At 71.5% G+C, this 14,417-nt stretch carries 10 protein-coding genes; 4 read left to right on the top strand and 6 right to left on the bottom strand.

The window, feature by feature from the left end; all coding sequences use genetic code 11:
• Window positions 1–146 precede the first annotated feature (146 nt).
• Window positions 147–1,529 carry an aminotransferase class V-fold PLP-dependent enzyme gene (locus tag ABZS97_RS31260; RefSeq protein WP_356143085.1) on the top strand — a complete coding sequence of 461 codons (1,383 nt, stop codon included), beginning with the start codon at window positions 147–149 and terminating at the stop codon, window positions 1,527–1,529.
• A 44-nt stretch (window positions 1,530–1,573) separates the two neighbouring features.
• Here the strand turns inward: ABZS97_RS31260 and ABZS97_RS31265 are convergent, their stop codons facing one another.
• Window positions 1,574–2,548: a carbohydrate kinase family protein gene (locus ABZS97_RS31265; RefSeq protein ID WP_356143087.1), complete on the bottom strand. Its 975-nt coding sequence runs from the start codon at window positions 2,546–2,548 to the stop codon at window positions 1,574–1,576.
• A gap of 133 nt (window positions 2,549–2,681) precedes the next feature.
• Between ABZS97_RS31265 and ABZS97_RS31270 the strand changes: the two genes are divergently transcribed.
• Complete coding sequence (locus tag ABZS97_RS31270) at window positions 2,682–2,891, top strand: hypothetical protein (protein WP_356143089.1); 210 nt, start codon at window positions 2,682–2,684, stop codon at window positions 2,889–2,891.
• Window positions 2,892–3,039: 148 nt separating this feature from the next.
• Window positions 3,040–4,572 (top strand): hypothetical protein, encoded by a 1,533-nt coding sequence (locus ABZS97_RS31275; protein ID WP_356143091.1) that lies wholly within the window; start codon window positions 3,040–3,042, stop codon window positions 4,570–4,572.
• A 181-nt stretch (window positions 4,573–4,753) separates the two neighbouring features.
• On the opposite strand, the gene ABZS97_RS31280 is transcribed toward ABZS97_RS31275, so the two are convergent.
• Window positions 4,754–5,110: an iron-sulfur cluster assembly accessory protein gene (locus ABZS97_RS31280; protein ID WP_159692765.1), complete on the bottom strand. Its 357-nt coding sequence runs from the start codon at window positions 5,108–5,110 to the stop codon at window positions 4,754–4,756.
• Between the two features lie 322 nt (window positions 5,111–5,432).
• On the opposite strand from ABZS97_RS31280, the gene nadA reads away from it, so the two are divergent.
• Window positions 5,433–6,626, top strand: a complete 1,194-nt coding sequence (gene nadA / locus ABZS97_RS31285) for a quinolinate synthase NadA (RefSeq protein WP_356143093.1) — start codon at window positions 5,433–5,435, stop codon at window positions 6,624–6,626.
• Window positions 6,627–6,641: 15 nt separating this feature from the next.
• Here the strand turns inward: nadA and ABZS97_RS31290 are convergent, their stop codons facing one another.
• The 4 genes from ABZS97_RS31290 to ABZS97_RS31305 form a co-directional block, all read right to left on the bottom strand.
• Window positions 6,642–8,900, bottom strand: a complete 2,259-nt coding sequence (locus tag ABZS97_RS31290; protein ID WP_356143095.1) for a PQQ-binding-like beta-propeller repeat protein — start codon at window positions 8,898–8,900, stop codon at window positions 6,642–6,644.
• 101 nt (window positions 8,901–9,001) lie between these two features.
• Window positions 9,002–12,124 carry an efflux RND transporter permease subunit gene (locus ABZS97_RS31295; RefSeq protein ID WP_356143097.1) on the bottom strand — a complete coding sequence of 1,041 codons (3,123 nt, stop codon included), beginning with the start codon at window positions 12,122–12,124 and terminating at the stop codon, window positions 9,002–9,004.
• 156 nt (window positions 12,125–12,280) lie between these two features.
• Entirely contained in the window at window positions 12,281–12,964 is a 684-nt protein-coding gene (locus ABZS97_RS31300; protein ID WP_356143099.1) for a response regulator transcription factor, read from the bottom strand.
• Between the two features lie 6 nt (window positions 12,965–12,970).
• Window positions 12,971–14,191: a sensor histidine kinase gene (locus ABZS97_RS31305; protein WP_356143101.1), complete on the bottom strand. Its 1,221-nt coding sequence runs from the start codon at window positions 14,189–14,191 to the stop codon at window positions 12,971–12,973.
• Window positions 14,192–14,417 lie beyond the last annotated feature (226 nt).

Raw genomic sequence — 14,417 nt, forward strand, 5'->3', positions numbered from 1 at the left:
GGGGTCGCGCGGGGAGGGTGCCCAACGCGCCGCCGGACACCCCGAAGGGATGCTGTTCTGCTGGTACGGGCTTCCACGACCCTCCGGAATGCCCCGCTCCGTACGCCTTCTGACGGCCCTTCCGGAGCAGGAGTTAGCGTGGTCGTGTGTCCTACTTCGACGCGGCGTCCGCCGCCCCGCTCCACCCCGTCGCCCGGCAGGCCCTGCAGGCCTCGCTCGACGAGGGGTGGGCCGACCCCGCCCGCCTCCACCGCGAGGGGCGGCGGGCCCGGCTGCTGCTCGACGCGGCACGCGAGGCGGCCGCCGACGCGGTGGGCTGCCGCCCCGACGAACTGGTCTTCACACCCTCGGGCACACGGGCGGTGCACTCCGGGATCTCGGGTGCGTTGGCGGGCCGTCGGCGCGTGGGACGCCACCTGATCGTGTCATCGGTCGAACACTCTTCGGTGCTCCATTCGGCGGACGCGCACGAGGCGGAGGGCGGGACGGTGACGCGGGTCGCCGTGGACCGCGCCGGCGCCGTCGCCCCCGGCGCGTTCGCCGCCGCCCTGCGCCCCGACACCGCGCTCGCGTGCCTCCAGTCCGCCAACCACGAGGTGGGCACGGAGCAGCCGGTGGCCGAGACCGCCGCCGCGTGCCGGGCGGCGGGGGTGCCGCTGCTCGTGGACGCGGCACAGTCGCTGGCCTGGGAACGCGTCGAGGGCGACTGGTCCCTGCTCACGGCGAGTGCGCACAAATGGGGCGGCCCGCCGGGTGTGGGGCTGCTCGTCGTACGCAAAGGGGTGCGGTTCGCGCCTCAAGGGGCCGTGGACGAGCGGGAGTCGGGGCGGGCGGCCGGGTTCGAGAACATTCCCGGGATCGTGGCCGCCGCCGCGTCGCTGCGCGCGGTGCGGGCCGAGGCGGCCGGGGAGGCCGCGCGGCTGCGGGAACTGACGGAGCGGATCCGTGTACGGGTGCCCGAGCTGGTCGGGGACGTGGAGGTGGTCGGCGATCCGGACCGCCGCGTACCCGGAATCGTCACCTTCTCCTGTCTCTATGTCGACGGGGAGACACTGCTGCACGAACTGGACCGCGAGGGCTTCTCGGTCTCGTCCGGTTCGTCCTGTACGAGCAGCACGCTGACGCCCAGCCATGTGCTGAAGGCGATGGGGGTGCTGAGCGAGGGCAACGTCCGGGTGTCGCTGCCGCCGGGGACGCCGGCGGAGGACGTCGACCGCTTCCTCTCGGTCCTGCCGGGCGCGGTGGCGGCCGTCCGGGAGAAGCTGGGGGCACCGGCGTCGCCCTCGGTGGCGGCCGCGGGCGAGGACGTGCTCGTCGTCGACGCCCTCGGCAGGCGCTGCCCCATCCCGGTGATCGAGCTGGCCAAGGTCATCGGGGACGTGCCGGTGGGCGGCATCGTCCGCGTCCTGTCGGACGACGAGGCAGCACGGCTGGACATCCCCGCGTGGTGCGAGATGCGGGGGCAGGAGTACGTCGGCGAGGAGCCGGCGGACCACGGTTCTGCGTACGTGGTCCGCCGGGTGTCCTGAGCCCGTGTCACGTTCCCGGCCGGGGACCCGACACGGGCGCCGGGCTACGCCAGGTGGGTGCGGACCTCGGCCGCGGCCTCGTGGCCGTACGCCTTGGTGAAGCGGTCCATGAAGTGGGCGCGGCGCAGCCGGTACTCCTGCGTGCCGACCGTCTCGATGACCAGTGTGGCGAGCATGCAGCCGACCTGGGCGGCGCGCTCCAGCGAGACGCCCCAGGACAGGCCGGAGAGGAAGCCCGCGCGGAACGCGTCGCCGACGCCGGTCGGCTCGACCTTGCGCTCCTCCTCGGGGCAGCCGACCTCGATCGGGTCCTCGCCGGACCGCTCGATGCGTACGCCCCGGGCGCCGAGGGTGGTGACGCGGTGGCCGACCTTGGAGAGGATCTCGGCGTCGTTCCAGCCGGTCTTGGACTCGATGAGCCCCTTCTCGTACTCGTTGGAGAAGAGGTACGTCGCGCCGTCCAGCAGTATCCGGATCTCCTCACCGTTCATCCGGGCGATCTGCTGCGAGAAGTCGGCGGCGAAGGGGATCGCGCGGGAGCGGCACTCCTCGGTGTGGCGGAGCATCGCCTCCGGGTCGTCCGCGCCGATGAGGACGAGGTCGAGGCCGCCGACCCGGTCCGCGACCGCCTTGAGCTCGATCAGGCGGGCCTCGCTCATCGCGCCCGTGTAGAACGAGCCGATCTGGTTGTGGTCGGCGTCCGTGGTGCACACGAAGCGCGCGGTGTGCAGCACCTCGGAGATGCGGACGGACCCGGTGTCGACGCCGTGCCGGTCAAGCCAGGCGCGGTACTCGTCGAAGTCGGAGCCCGCGGCACCGACCAGGATCGGCGAGGTGCCCAGCTGGCCCATGCCGAAGGCGATGTTCGCGCCGACCCCGCCCCGGCGCACGTCGAGGTTGTCGACCAGGAAGGAGAGGGAGACCGTGTGCAGCTGGTCCGCGACCAGCTGGTCGGCGAAACGGCCGGGGAAGGTCATGAGGTGGTCGGTGGCGATGGAGCCGGTGACTGCGATACGCACGGCGGGGACACGCTCCTGCGAGGCGAGGGGATTGACAGTTCACGCTATCGGGTCCGGGCCGGGCTCAGAAGTGGCCGAAACTACCCGATAGTAGATCTTTCTTCGTGGTGCCTGACGTGCATACGGTGCCGGTATGACGAACCTCAAGGTCCACGGCACCGCCCCGCTCGACCTCGAAGGCGGCCTCGCGGCGCTGCGCGGCGACTGCGCCCGGATGGTCCCGCACTGGACCGCACCCGACCGGATCATTCCCCTTCCGGTGTCCCCCTCACTCATCCACGGCGTCACCGTGCCGCCCAGGTCGGCCCGTCTGCTGGACGCGATGTCGGAGTACGGCGACTGACAGCGCGTTTCGAGGGAACCGTGCGCTCCCCCGCTGCGTCCCATCGCTGTCCCCCGTAAAGGGGATGCGGTGTACGACCCTTCAGTGCCCTGCTTTTGACAGGGGCGGGTCATCACCAGGACAGCGGTGAAGGCGAAGGAGCGATGCGGTGAGTACCGAGCGACCCGACAACGAGGCGACCGATCCGGCCGAGGACGCCGAGACGGCCAAGCCGCGCCGGCGGCATTCCCCGGTGGCCGTCGTCTCGGTCGCGGCCGCGGTTTTGCTGGTCGGGGGCGGCGGGGCCTACTTCGCCACGACCGCCGCCGGCAACGGCACCGACGGCAACGGCGCAGCCAGGACCCCTGGTGGCGACGGCACTCCCCCGCCGCTCGCCCTCGACGGCTACACCGAGGGCGGCGGCCCCGGGATCGCGGTGGGCGAGCCCAATCCCTACGGTGCGACCTATCACGCGGACGGCAAGCTGCCCGGCGGCCCGGACTCGGCGCCGGTGTACCGGTCGAAGGGTGAGGTCACCAAGGCCGAGGTGGCGCGTCTCGCCAAGGCCCTCGCCGTGACCGGCACGCCGACGCTGACCGGCGAGGTGTGGAAGGTCGGGCCCACCAAGGACGGTGCGGGGCCGAGCCTGCAGGTGAACAAGCGGGCGCCGGGCACCTGGACCTTCAACCGCTACGCGCCCGGGACCGACAACTGCAAGAGCACCACCGTGTGTGCGAACGACCCCGCCGCCCCGTCCGCCCACGCGGTGAGCGAGGCGGCCGCGAAGAAGGCGGCCGCCCCCGTCCTGAAGGCGGTCGGCCAGGACGACGCGAAGCTGGACGCGAGCCAGCTCATGGGCGCGATCCGGGTGGTGAACGCGGACCCGCAGGTCGGCGGCCTGCCCACCTACGGTTGGACGACCGGGATCCAGGTCAACGCGCAGGGTGAAGTCACCGGCGGCAGCGGCCAGTTGAAGGCACCGGTCAAGGGCGACACATATCCCGTCGTCAGCGCGCAGAAGACGCTGGACCTGATGAACGGGAGCGGGGCCGCGGCACCGGGCGGCGGACGCAAGGGACCCGGCGGCTGCGCCAGTCCCGTACCGCTGAAGGACAAGGACGAGATGCCGTGCGAGCACTCGACGCGGGCACCGGCGGCGGAGTCATTGAGCGTGGAGAAGGCGACGTTCGGGCTCGCGTCGCACTTCGTGGACGGGCGCCAGACGCTGGTGCCGTCCTGGCTGTTCGAGGTGCGGACGAAGGGCGCCGAGGACAGCTTCACGGTGACGCGTCCGGCGGTCGACCCGCGGTACCTGACCTCGACGCAGCCCTCGCAGGGTCCGACCGGGACGCCGAGCCCGCGGCCGACCGGACCGAGCGGGAAGCCCAGTACGGCGCCGAAGGCCCAGGACGTCAAGGTCATCGGCTACACCGTCGACGGCAAGAAGCTCACCGTGAACTTCTGGGGCGGGATGTGCTCCGAGTACGCGGCCTCGGCGGACGAGAGCTCCAAGAAGGTGGAGGTCACCGTGACCGACACACCGCAGTCGGGCAAGGTCTGCATCATGATCGCCAAGGTCTTCCACCGGACGGTGCAGCTGGACGCCCCGCTCGGCGACCGCAAGGTCGTGGGGTCGGACGGCAAGGGGATCCAGGAGGGGAAGGAAGCCGGGGCCGAGGCGAGGTCGGCACAGCCGCGGTAGCGACCAGGACCCGGGCGGCACGGGCCGCCGCCCGGGGCGGTCTCCGCGCATGCACGACACGACGCATGACACGACGCACGACGCACGACGCATGACACGACGAAGGCGGCGGTCCCGATCATCCGGGACCGCCGCCTTCGAGTGTTCCGCGTCCCGGCCGCGAGTGGGCCGGGAGGTTCGGCTAGCTGAAGGAGTCGCCGCAGGCGCAGGAGCCCGTCGCGTTCGGGTTGTCGATCGTGAAGCCCTGCTTCTCGATGGTGTCCACGAAGTCGATGGACGCACCGCCCAGGTACGGGGCGCTCATGCGGTCGGTGACGACCTTGACGCCGTCGAAGTCCTTGACGACGTCACCGTCGAGGGAGCGCTCGTCGAAGAAGAGCTGGTAGCGCAGGCCGGAGCAGCCACCCGGCTGCACGGCGACGCGCAGCGCCAGGTCCTCGCGGCCTTCCTGGTCGAGCAGGGCCTTGACCTTGGCCGCGGCGGCGTCCGACAGGAGGATGCCGTCGCTCACGGTGGTGGTCTCGTCCGATACGGACATCTGCTTCTCTCCCGGGTTGTACGGAGACTGCTTGCCGACGGGTGCAACCGTCGGGGCCGCGGATTCATTCCGGGCCGAGCACGTGCTTTTCGGTTCTCCCTTCATGCTCGCACATACGCCTGGGCACGAACACCGGCCTGTGGACAACCCCACGGACAGCCGTCTGTCATCCGCCATTACGGCGACCGGGATTCACGTCACATCGACGCTATGGCCGTCGTCAAACTGACGTGAAGCGGTTATGATAGATAGCGTCAATTCGACGAAAAGGCTTGACCCGCCGGATCGCCTCCCTGAACCGGCGAGCCGCAGAACAGAAAGGGTGCGTGTCGTGACCACCGCCCAGACCCAGGAGCTCGACGTACAGCCGACGCCCCTCGCCCTGCTGCTGCTCGGCCGCGAGGCCGACCCGAGGAGCGAGCGCGGCGTCGAGTGTCCCGGCGACCTTCCCTCGCCGTCCGACCCGGACCTGGTGGAGCGTGCCCGCGCGGCCAAGGAGAAGCTCGGCGACAAGGTCTTCGTCCTCGGCCACCACTACCAGCGCGACGAGGTCATCCAGTTCGCGGACGTCACGGGCGACTCCTTCAAGCTGGCCCGGGACGCGGCCGCCCGCCCGGAGGCCGAGTACATCGTCTTCTGCGGTGTGCACTTCATGGCGGAGTCCGCGGACATCCTGACGGGCGACGACCAGAAGGTGGTCCTGCCTGACCTCGCCGCCGGCTGCTCGATGGCCGACATGGCGACGGCCGAGCAGGTCGCCGAGTGCTGGGACGTGCTGACCGAGGCCGGCATAGCCGAGCAGGTCGTCCCCGTGTCGTACATGAACTCCTCCGCGGACATCAAGGCGTTCACCGGCAAGCACGGCGGCACGATCTGCACCTCGTCCAACGCGCAGCGCGCGCTGGAGTGGGCGTTCGAGCAGGGTGACAAGGTCCTCTTCCTGCCGGACCAGCACCTCGGCCGCAACACCGCCGTCCGCGACCTGGGCATGTCCCTGGAGGACTGTGTCCTCTACAACCCGCACAAGCCGAACGGCGGGCTCACCGCCGAGCAGCTGCGCGACGCGAAGATGATCCTGTGGCGCGGCCACTGCTCGGTGCACGGCCGCTTCTCGGTGGAGTCGGTCGAGGACGTACGCGCCCGCATCCCCGGCGTGAACGTTCTCGTCCACCCCGAGTGCAAGCACGAGGTCGTCGCCGCCGCGGACTACGTGGGCTCCACGGAGTACATCATCAAGGCCCTGGAGGCCGCGCCCGCCGGCTCCAAGTGGGCCATCGGCACCGAGCTGAACCTCGTACGGCGCCTGGCGAACCGGTTCGCCGCCGAGGACAAGGAGATCGTCTTCCTCGACAAGACGGTCTGCTTCTGCTCGACCATGAACCGCATCGACCTCCCCCACCTGGTGTGGACCCTGGAGTCCCTCGCCGAGGGCAACCTGGTCAACCGCATCGAGGTCGACAAGGAGACCGAGGCGTTCGCCAAGCTCGCCCTTGAGCGGATGCTGGCGCTGCCGTAGCCGCGGCCCCCGGCGTCACCCCGGGACGGGCTTCCGCTCGGGGTGCGCGGGGTCGAGAGTGAACAGCGTGCCGTCGGGGCTCGGCACCACCAGGGCGCCCTTGTGAAGGAGGAGCGCCGGAAGGCCGCCGAGAGTGTCCACCCGGCCCGCGCGCGGGGTGGACTCCCACAGCGGCGTGCCCTTGCGGGCGTCGAGGGCGGCGACGCGTCCGCTGGCGCTGACGACGAACACACTGCGGCGTCCGTCGGCCACCGGTGCGCCCGGCTGCTCCAGCGTCGTCGCCGTCCACCACAGGCGCTTGCCGGTCACCGGGGAGACCGCTGTCACCCGGCCGCTGGAGGTGGCGAAGCAGAGCACACCGTGCACCAGAGCCATGCGCCCCTGCTGCTCCTGCGCCAGCTCGGTGGTACGGGCGCTGTCTTCGGCGGGGTCGACCAGTACCACCCGGGCGTACCCGTTGTCGTCCGCGGTCGCGGCGCTCGTACGCCGTTCGACGAAGACCAGGCGGCCGTCCAGGGCCCCGGCGTACGTCGCGTCGGCCGAGGGCGCGGATCGCAGTCGGCGCGCCGAGCCGTCGGACGGGTCGACGGAGAGCAGCAGCCGGTCCGCGCCGGATGCGCTGTGATAGTCGACGCAGTCCGCGTACAGGCGGTCGCCGTCGGCGAGGAACGCGCAGCGATAGCCGGTCGGCATGGTCATCGTCCAGCGCTCGGTGCCGTCACGCGGGGAGCGGGCGGTCACGGCGAAGCCGTCGGGCGCGAGAACGAGGCCACCGAGGAGAACCGTGTCGGCGTACCGGTCCTGCACCGGCCGGGACCAAAGCCGCCTGCCGCTGTCGGTGGCCAGGGCGGAGACGGTGGCCGTGGTGTCGTTGCCCGCGGCGTTCATGACCGACTCCCGCACGAGCAGCACGCCGTCGCGCACGGCGAGGACGAGAGCGCCGTAGTGGTCGAGGGGAGTGTCCCTGACCGCGGGGGCGGCCCGCCAGAGGGTCCGGCCGGTCGACGCGTCGACACGCACCGGCAGGACGCCGTTGCCGGAGCAGTAGACCGAACCACCGCCCAACACGCAGGTGGGCTGCGCCCCCGAACCGCTGCCGTCGGTGTTCGCCGCCTGCGCGTGCTTCACACCGTCGGCGGCGGTCGCGTACAGCGTGGTCTGCCAGGGTTGCCAGCCGGCCGGGACAGCCGCCCAGCGGGCGGCCGGGGCGCTCGGTGACGGGCCGGTCCCCACGGGATCGCCGCCCTTGAACGGTGTGAGGAAATAGGCCAGGAGCGCGGCCACGAGCACGCCGGCCACTCCGGTCGGCACCGCCAGCCGGCGGGCCCGGGTCCTGCGGGAGACAGGCCGGGGCTCGGCGGAGGCGGACGCCGGTCGGGGTCCCTCGAAGAGGGCGGCGGCCGGCGGGAGCGTCGGCTGCGGATCCGGATGGCGGTGGGGCACCGTGGGCGTCTCGCCCGGTGCCGGATCCGGCAGGGCGGTCGCGAAGGCGCGGGCGAGTTCGTCGAGTCCGGGGCGGGCGGCGGGCGCCTTGGCCAGACAGCGGGACACGACCTCGCGCAGCGGCACGGACACGCCATCCAGCACCGGTTCCTCGCTCATCACCCGGTACGCGGCCATATAGGGGCTGTCGGCGTCGAAGGGGCCGTGGCCGGTGGCGGCGAACACCACCAGGGCGCCGAGCGAGAAGACGTCGGAGGCGGGCGCCACCGAGCGGGCGTCCACGAGCTGCTCGGGGGACATGAAGGGCGGGGTGCCCATCATGTGCCCGGTCTCGGTCAGCGCCTGGTTCTCCGCCGCGCGGGAGATGCCGAAGTCGATGACGCGGGGGCCGTCCTCGGCCATCAGGACGTTGGCCGGCTTCAGGTCGCGGTGCACGACTCCGGCCCGGTGGATTTCGCGCAGCGCCTCCACCAACCCGAGGGCCAGACGCCGCAGTTCGGCGCCGTCCAGCGGGCCGCCGACCTGGATGCGGGCGGCCAGCGAGCGCCCGGGCACGTACTGGGTGGCCATCCAGGGCCGCTCGTCCTCCGGGTCCGCGTCCACGACCGGTGCGGTGAAGGCGCCGCTCACCTTGCGGGCGGCTGCGATCTCCTGCCGGAAGCGGGCGCGGAACACGGCGTCCGCGGCGTACTGGGCGTGCACCACCTTGACCGCGACCTCACGGCCCGACCGGGATCTCGCCCGGTAGACGACGCCCATGCCGCCGGCCCCGAGCCGGTCGACGATCCGGTACTCGCCGAGCGACTCGGGATCACCCTCGTACAGTGCCACCGCCCTGTCCCCCTCCTGCGCAGAGCAGTTCGAGATCACAGGATATGAAAGCCCTGTGCGGGAGGGGACACCGGTGCGGCTGGATCACAGGTCCGGCGGGATCAGACTCCCACCGGCTCCGACTCCGGCTCGTCGGAGGCGGACTTTGCCGGGGCGGGCACGCCCTTCTTCGCCGCACGCTTCTTCGCCCGGCGCTCCTTGCGCAGTTCGAGCATCGCGTAGAGCGTCGGGACGAGGAGCAGTGTCAGCAGGGTCGACGTGATCAGGCCGCCGATGACGACCACGGCCAGCGGCTGGGCGATGAAGCCGCCCTCGCCGGTGACGCCCAGCGCCATCGGGAGCAGGGCGAAGATCGTCGCCAGGGCTGTCATGAGGATGGGCCGCAGACGGTGACGGCCGCCCTCGACCACGGCCTCGACGACGCCGTAACCCTGCTTGCGGTACTGGTTGATCAGGTCGATCAGCACGATCGCGTTCGTCACCACGATGCCGATGAGCATCAGCATGCCGATCATCGCGGGCACACCCATCGGCGTACCGGTGGCGACCAGCAGGCCGATCGCGCCCGTCGCCGCGAACGGGATCGAGACGAGCAGGATCAGCGGCTGGACGAGCGAGCGGAACGTCGCGACCAGGAGCATGAAGACGATCGCGATCGCCGCGAGCATGGCGAGACCGAGGTTCGCGAACGCGTCGTCCTGGTCGGAGGAGACCCCGCCGATCTTGGCACTCGCACCGGCCGGCAGCTTCAGGGCGTCGAGCTTGGCCGTGAGGTCCGCGCTCACCGCGCCCGTGTTGTCGCCGGTCGGCTTCGCCGTGATCGTCGCGGCCCGCTGACCGTCGATCCGGGTCATCGAGACCGGCCCGTCCACCAGCTTCACGTCGGCGATGTCACCGAGCTTCGCCGCACCGAGCCGCAGGTCGCGCAGCTCCCGCAGCGTCGTGGCCGGCTTCGCCGCCTTGATGACGACGTCCCGCTCGGTGTCGTCCAGGATCGCCTTGCCGCTCGTGGTGCCCCGTACCGCCTCGGCGACGGCCGCACCGAGCGTGGCGTCGTTGTAACCGGCCGCCGCTGCCTTGGAGTTGGCCTTGACCGAGATGCGCGGCACGCTCTGCGCCAGGTCGCTGGTCACGTCCGTGACGTGGTCGAGCTCGGCGACCTCGTCGCGGACCTGGTCGGACGCCTTGCGCAGGACGTCCGCGTCGGCGGCCTTGACGACCACGCTGAGGTCCTGGTTGCCGAAGCCGTCACCGGCCGCGACCGTGGTCGTACCGACGCCGGAGAGCTTTGCGAGGCCGTCCTCGATCCGGTCCTGGACGTCGCCAGCGGACGCCGAGTCCTCCAGCATGACCTGGTACGAGGCCTGGTTGGTGTCCGTGCCGCCGCCGAAGGCCGCGAGGAAGCCGGAGGAGCCGATCGTGACCTGGTAGTCCTTCACGCCCTTGACGCCGCCGAGCATCCGCTCGATCTTCTTCGTCGAGGCGTCGGTCGCCGCCAGGCTGGTGCCCGGCTTCAACTCCTGCTTGACGGTGAGGACTTCGACGTCGCCCTGGTCGAAGAAGTTGGTCTTCAGCATCGACGCCAGACCACCGGTGCCGACCAGCACGGCGATCGCGATCGCGACGCTCGTCAGCCTGCGGCGGGTCGCGAAGCGGAGCACCGGCACGTAGACGCGCTGGAGACGGCTGCGCGCCTCCTTCTCCTCCGCCGCGCGGCGCGCCTCATCGGCGTCTGCCGGGGTGCCCTTCGGGGCGCGCAGGAACCAGTACGACAGCACCGGCACGACCGTCAGCGAGACGAGCAGGGAGGCGAGCAGGGCCGCGGTGACGGTCAGGCTGAAGGAGCCGAACAGCTCGCCCACCATGCCGCCGGTGAGACCGATGGGCAGGAAGACCGCGACCGTGGTGAGGGTGGAGGAGGTGACCGCGCCCGCGACCTCGCGTACGCCGTTGAGGATGGCCTCCTCGCGCTCCTCGCCGTATCCGAGGTGGCGCTTGATGTTCTCCAGGACCACGATCGAGTCGTCGACGACGCGGCCGATGGCGATGGTCAGCGCGCCGAGCGTGAGCATGTTGAGGGAGAGGTCCCTCGTCCACAGGACGATCAGGGCCAGTACGACGGAGAGCGGGATGCTCACCGCCGTGACGAGCGTCGAGCGGACCGACGCCAAAAAGACCAGGATGACGAGGACCGCGAAGAGCAGGCCGAGCGCGCCCTCGGTGGTCAGGCCGTCGATGGACTTGGACACGGCCGGGCCCTGGTCGCTGACGACGGTGATCGCCGTCCCCGCCCCCAGGTCCTTGCGCAGGCCGGGCAGCTTGTCCCCGACCGCGTCGGAGATGGCGACCGCGCTGCCGTCGTGGTCCATGGTGACCATGACCGCGAGGCTCGGCTTGCCGTCCGTACGCGTGATGGAGTCGGCCTTGGCCTGCTCCTGCACGACGGCGGCGACGTCACCGAGGCGCACGGGCTTCTTGCCCGGGGCACCGGTGACCATCAGGTCCTGGATCTGCTTCAGGGAGGTGAAGCCGCCGCCGACCTGGACGGTGCGGTTGGCGCCGGACTCGTCGAAGGAGCCGGCCGGGACGGTCGCGCCGCCCGCCTGGAGGGCCTGGCCGAGCGCGGCGGAGGTGAGACCCGCCTTCGCCGCCTTCTTCTCGTCGGGCGTGACGGTGACCTGGAGGTCGCGTACGCCGTCGACGGTGACCTGGCCGACCCCGTCGATGTCCTTCAGGGCGGGGACGACGGTGCGGTCGAGCCGGTCGGCCAGCGCCTGCTGGTCCTGGCCGGAGGTGACGGCGAGGACGACGGTCGGCATGTCGTCGGTCGAACCGGCGATGACCTGCGGGTCGACGTCGTCCGGGAGCTGGACACGGGCGCGGTTGACGGCCTGCTGGACGTCGGCGACAAGCTGCTTGGTGTCGTTGCCGTAGTCGAAGGACGCCATGATCACGGCGTTGCCCTCACTGGCCTTCGACGTGACGCCCGTGATGCCGTCGACCGACTCCAGGCTGTCCTCGATGGGCTCGACGACCTGCTTCTCGACCACATCGGGGGACGCACCCTGGTACGGCGCCAGCACGGACACCATGGGCAGTTCGATGGTCGGCAGCAGCTGCTGCTTGAGCTGGGGGATCGCTATCGCCCCGAACGCGAGCGCGACGATCGACATCAGCCCGATGAGGGCCCGTTGCGCGAGGCTGAATCTGGACAGCCAGGACATGGGTGGCGGATCTCTCTTCTGTGGTGTGAGCGGAGTCGAACGCACATGTGAGCGCTCGTCCTCACACCCTGAGCCATCCGCGGGTACCGATCCGTAGCCCCGAGGACCATTTCCTTATACGGCTCCTACTGCGGGCGCAGTACGCCGCGGTGGAGCTCACTCCACCCTTGGACGGACCAGCCCGGACTCGTACGCGATCACGACCAGCTGGGCCCGGTCCCGGGCGCCCAGCTTCGACATGGCCCGGTTGACGTGCGTCTTCACGGTCAGCGGACTGACCTCCAGGCGCTCGGCGATCTCGTCGTTCGAGTGCCCGCCCGCGACCTGGACGAGGACCTCGCGCTCGCGGACCGTCAGCGCGTCGAGCCGCTCGGCACGGGCGGGGTCCCGGCCGTCGTCGCCCGCGTCGCCCTGGGCGAGGAACTTGGCGATGAGCCCCTTGGTGGCCACCGGTGAGAGCAGCGCCTCGCCGCCCGCCGCCACCCGGATCGCGTTCAGCAGCTCCTCGGGCTCGGAGCCCTTCCCGAGGAACCCGGAGGCACCGGCGCGCAGCGACTGCACCACGTACTCGTCGACCTCGAAGGTCGTCAGCATGACCACCCGTACGTGCGCGAGCCCCGGGTCGGCGCTGATCAGCCGGGTCGCGGCGAGCCCGTCGGTCCCCGGCATCCGGATGTCCATGAGCACGACGTCGGCGCGCTCCTCGCGGGCGAGCCGCACCGCCTGAGCGCCGTCCGAGGCCTCCCCCACGACCTCCATGTCGGGCTCGGAGTCGACGAGCACACGGAAGGCGCTGCGCAGCAACGCCTGGTCGTCGGCGAGCAGGACACGAATGGTCATGCGGGATCAGTCCCCCAGGGCAGGCGCGCGGTTCTTGACCGGAAGGATCGCATGGACGCGGAAACCGCCGCCGTACCGGGGAGCGGCGCTGCAGCTGCCGCCGAGCGCGGTGACCCGCTCGCGCATCCCGAGCAGCCCGTGGCCACCACCGTCCTCGGGCACGTCGCCGTCGTCCAGCCCCGGCCCGCTGTCGAGCACCGTCACTTCCACGTTCGGTCCCACCCGTACGACGCTGACCTCGGCCTTCGCCTCCGCGCCCGCATGCTTTTGCACATTGGTGAGGGCTTCCTGGATGACGCGGTAGGCGGCGAGGTCCACGGCGGCGGGGAGAGAGGTCCCGTGATCGGTGCGGGCGACCTCGACGGGCAGGCCCGCGTTGCGGAAGGTGTCGGCGAGGTCGTCGAGCCGGGCGAGCCCGGGGGCGGGTTCGGTGGGCGCCTCCGGATCCCCGCTCTGCCTCAACAGCCCCACCGTGGCCCGGAGTTCGTTGAGCGCCGACCGGCTGGCCTCCCGCACATGTGCGAGCGCCTCCTTCGCCTGGTCGGGCCGCTTGTCCATCACGTGCGCGGCCACTCCGGCCTGCACGTTGACGAGGGCGATGTGGTGCGCCACGACGTCGTGCAGATCCCGTGCGATCCGCAGCCGCTCCTCGGCGACGCGCCGCCGCGCCTCCTCCTCGCGGGTCCGTTCCGCACGCTCGGCGCGCTCCCGTATGGCGTGCACGACGGCCCGCCTGCTGCGTACGGCATCGCCCGCGGCGGCGGCCATGCCCGTCCAGGCGAAGATGCCCAGGTTCTCCTGGGCGTACCAGGGCAGGGGTCCCGCGAGCATCGCGGATGCCGTGAGCACGGTCATCGTGAGCAGGCCGACCCGCCAGGTCGTGGGGCGGTCCGTGGCCGACGCCACCGTGTAGAGGGCGACCACGGCGGACATCGCGACCGGGGCCCTGGGGTCGCCGGTCACGCACTCCACGAGGGACACGGCGCCGGTGGCTCCGAGGACGGTCAGGGGAGCGCTGCGGCGGAAGACCAGAGCCGCCGCGCCGAGCACGATCAGCGTGAGGCTCAGTGTGTTCGGGGTGCGGGCGACCCAGCTCGCGCCGTTCTCCCCGTGCGGGTCGACGAAGGAGCCGGCCACCATGCAGGCCAGCACGGCAAAGGCCAACGCCGCGTCGAGTGCCAGCGGGTGGGCACGGGCTCTGCACCTCGTGCGCTCTAGGGTGCTCACGGGTTCACGGTACGTGGCCCTTGCCGGGCGGGGAACGCCCACCAGGTTCGCCCTTGGCCCCTACGGCACCCGGGGTGGGCGGGCAAACGCCGGGTGCCCGCTGGCTTTGCTCGGTCACCCGGGGTGGGTGCCGGCCGGGAGTGGGTCACGCAGCCCGGCGCTCACGGGCCGCCGCTGCGCCCACCCGTGCCGCCCCTGGCGGCACGATTGCCCGCAGTAACGCGGC

The organism is Streptomyces sp. NPDC005485 (assembly GCF_040606085.1).
Lineage (GTDB): Bacteria > Actinomycetota > Actinomycetes > Streptomycetales > Streptomycetaceae > Streptomyces.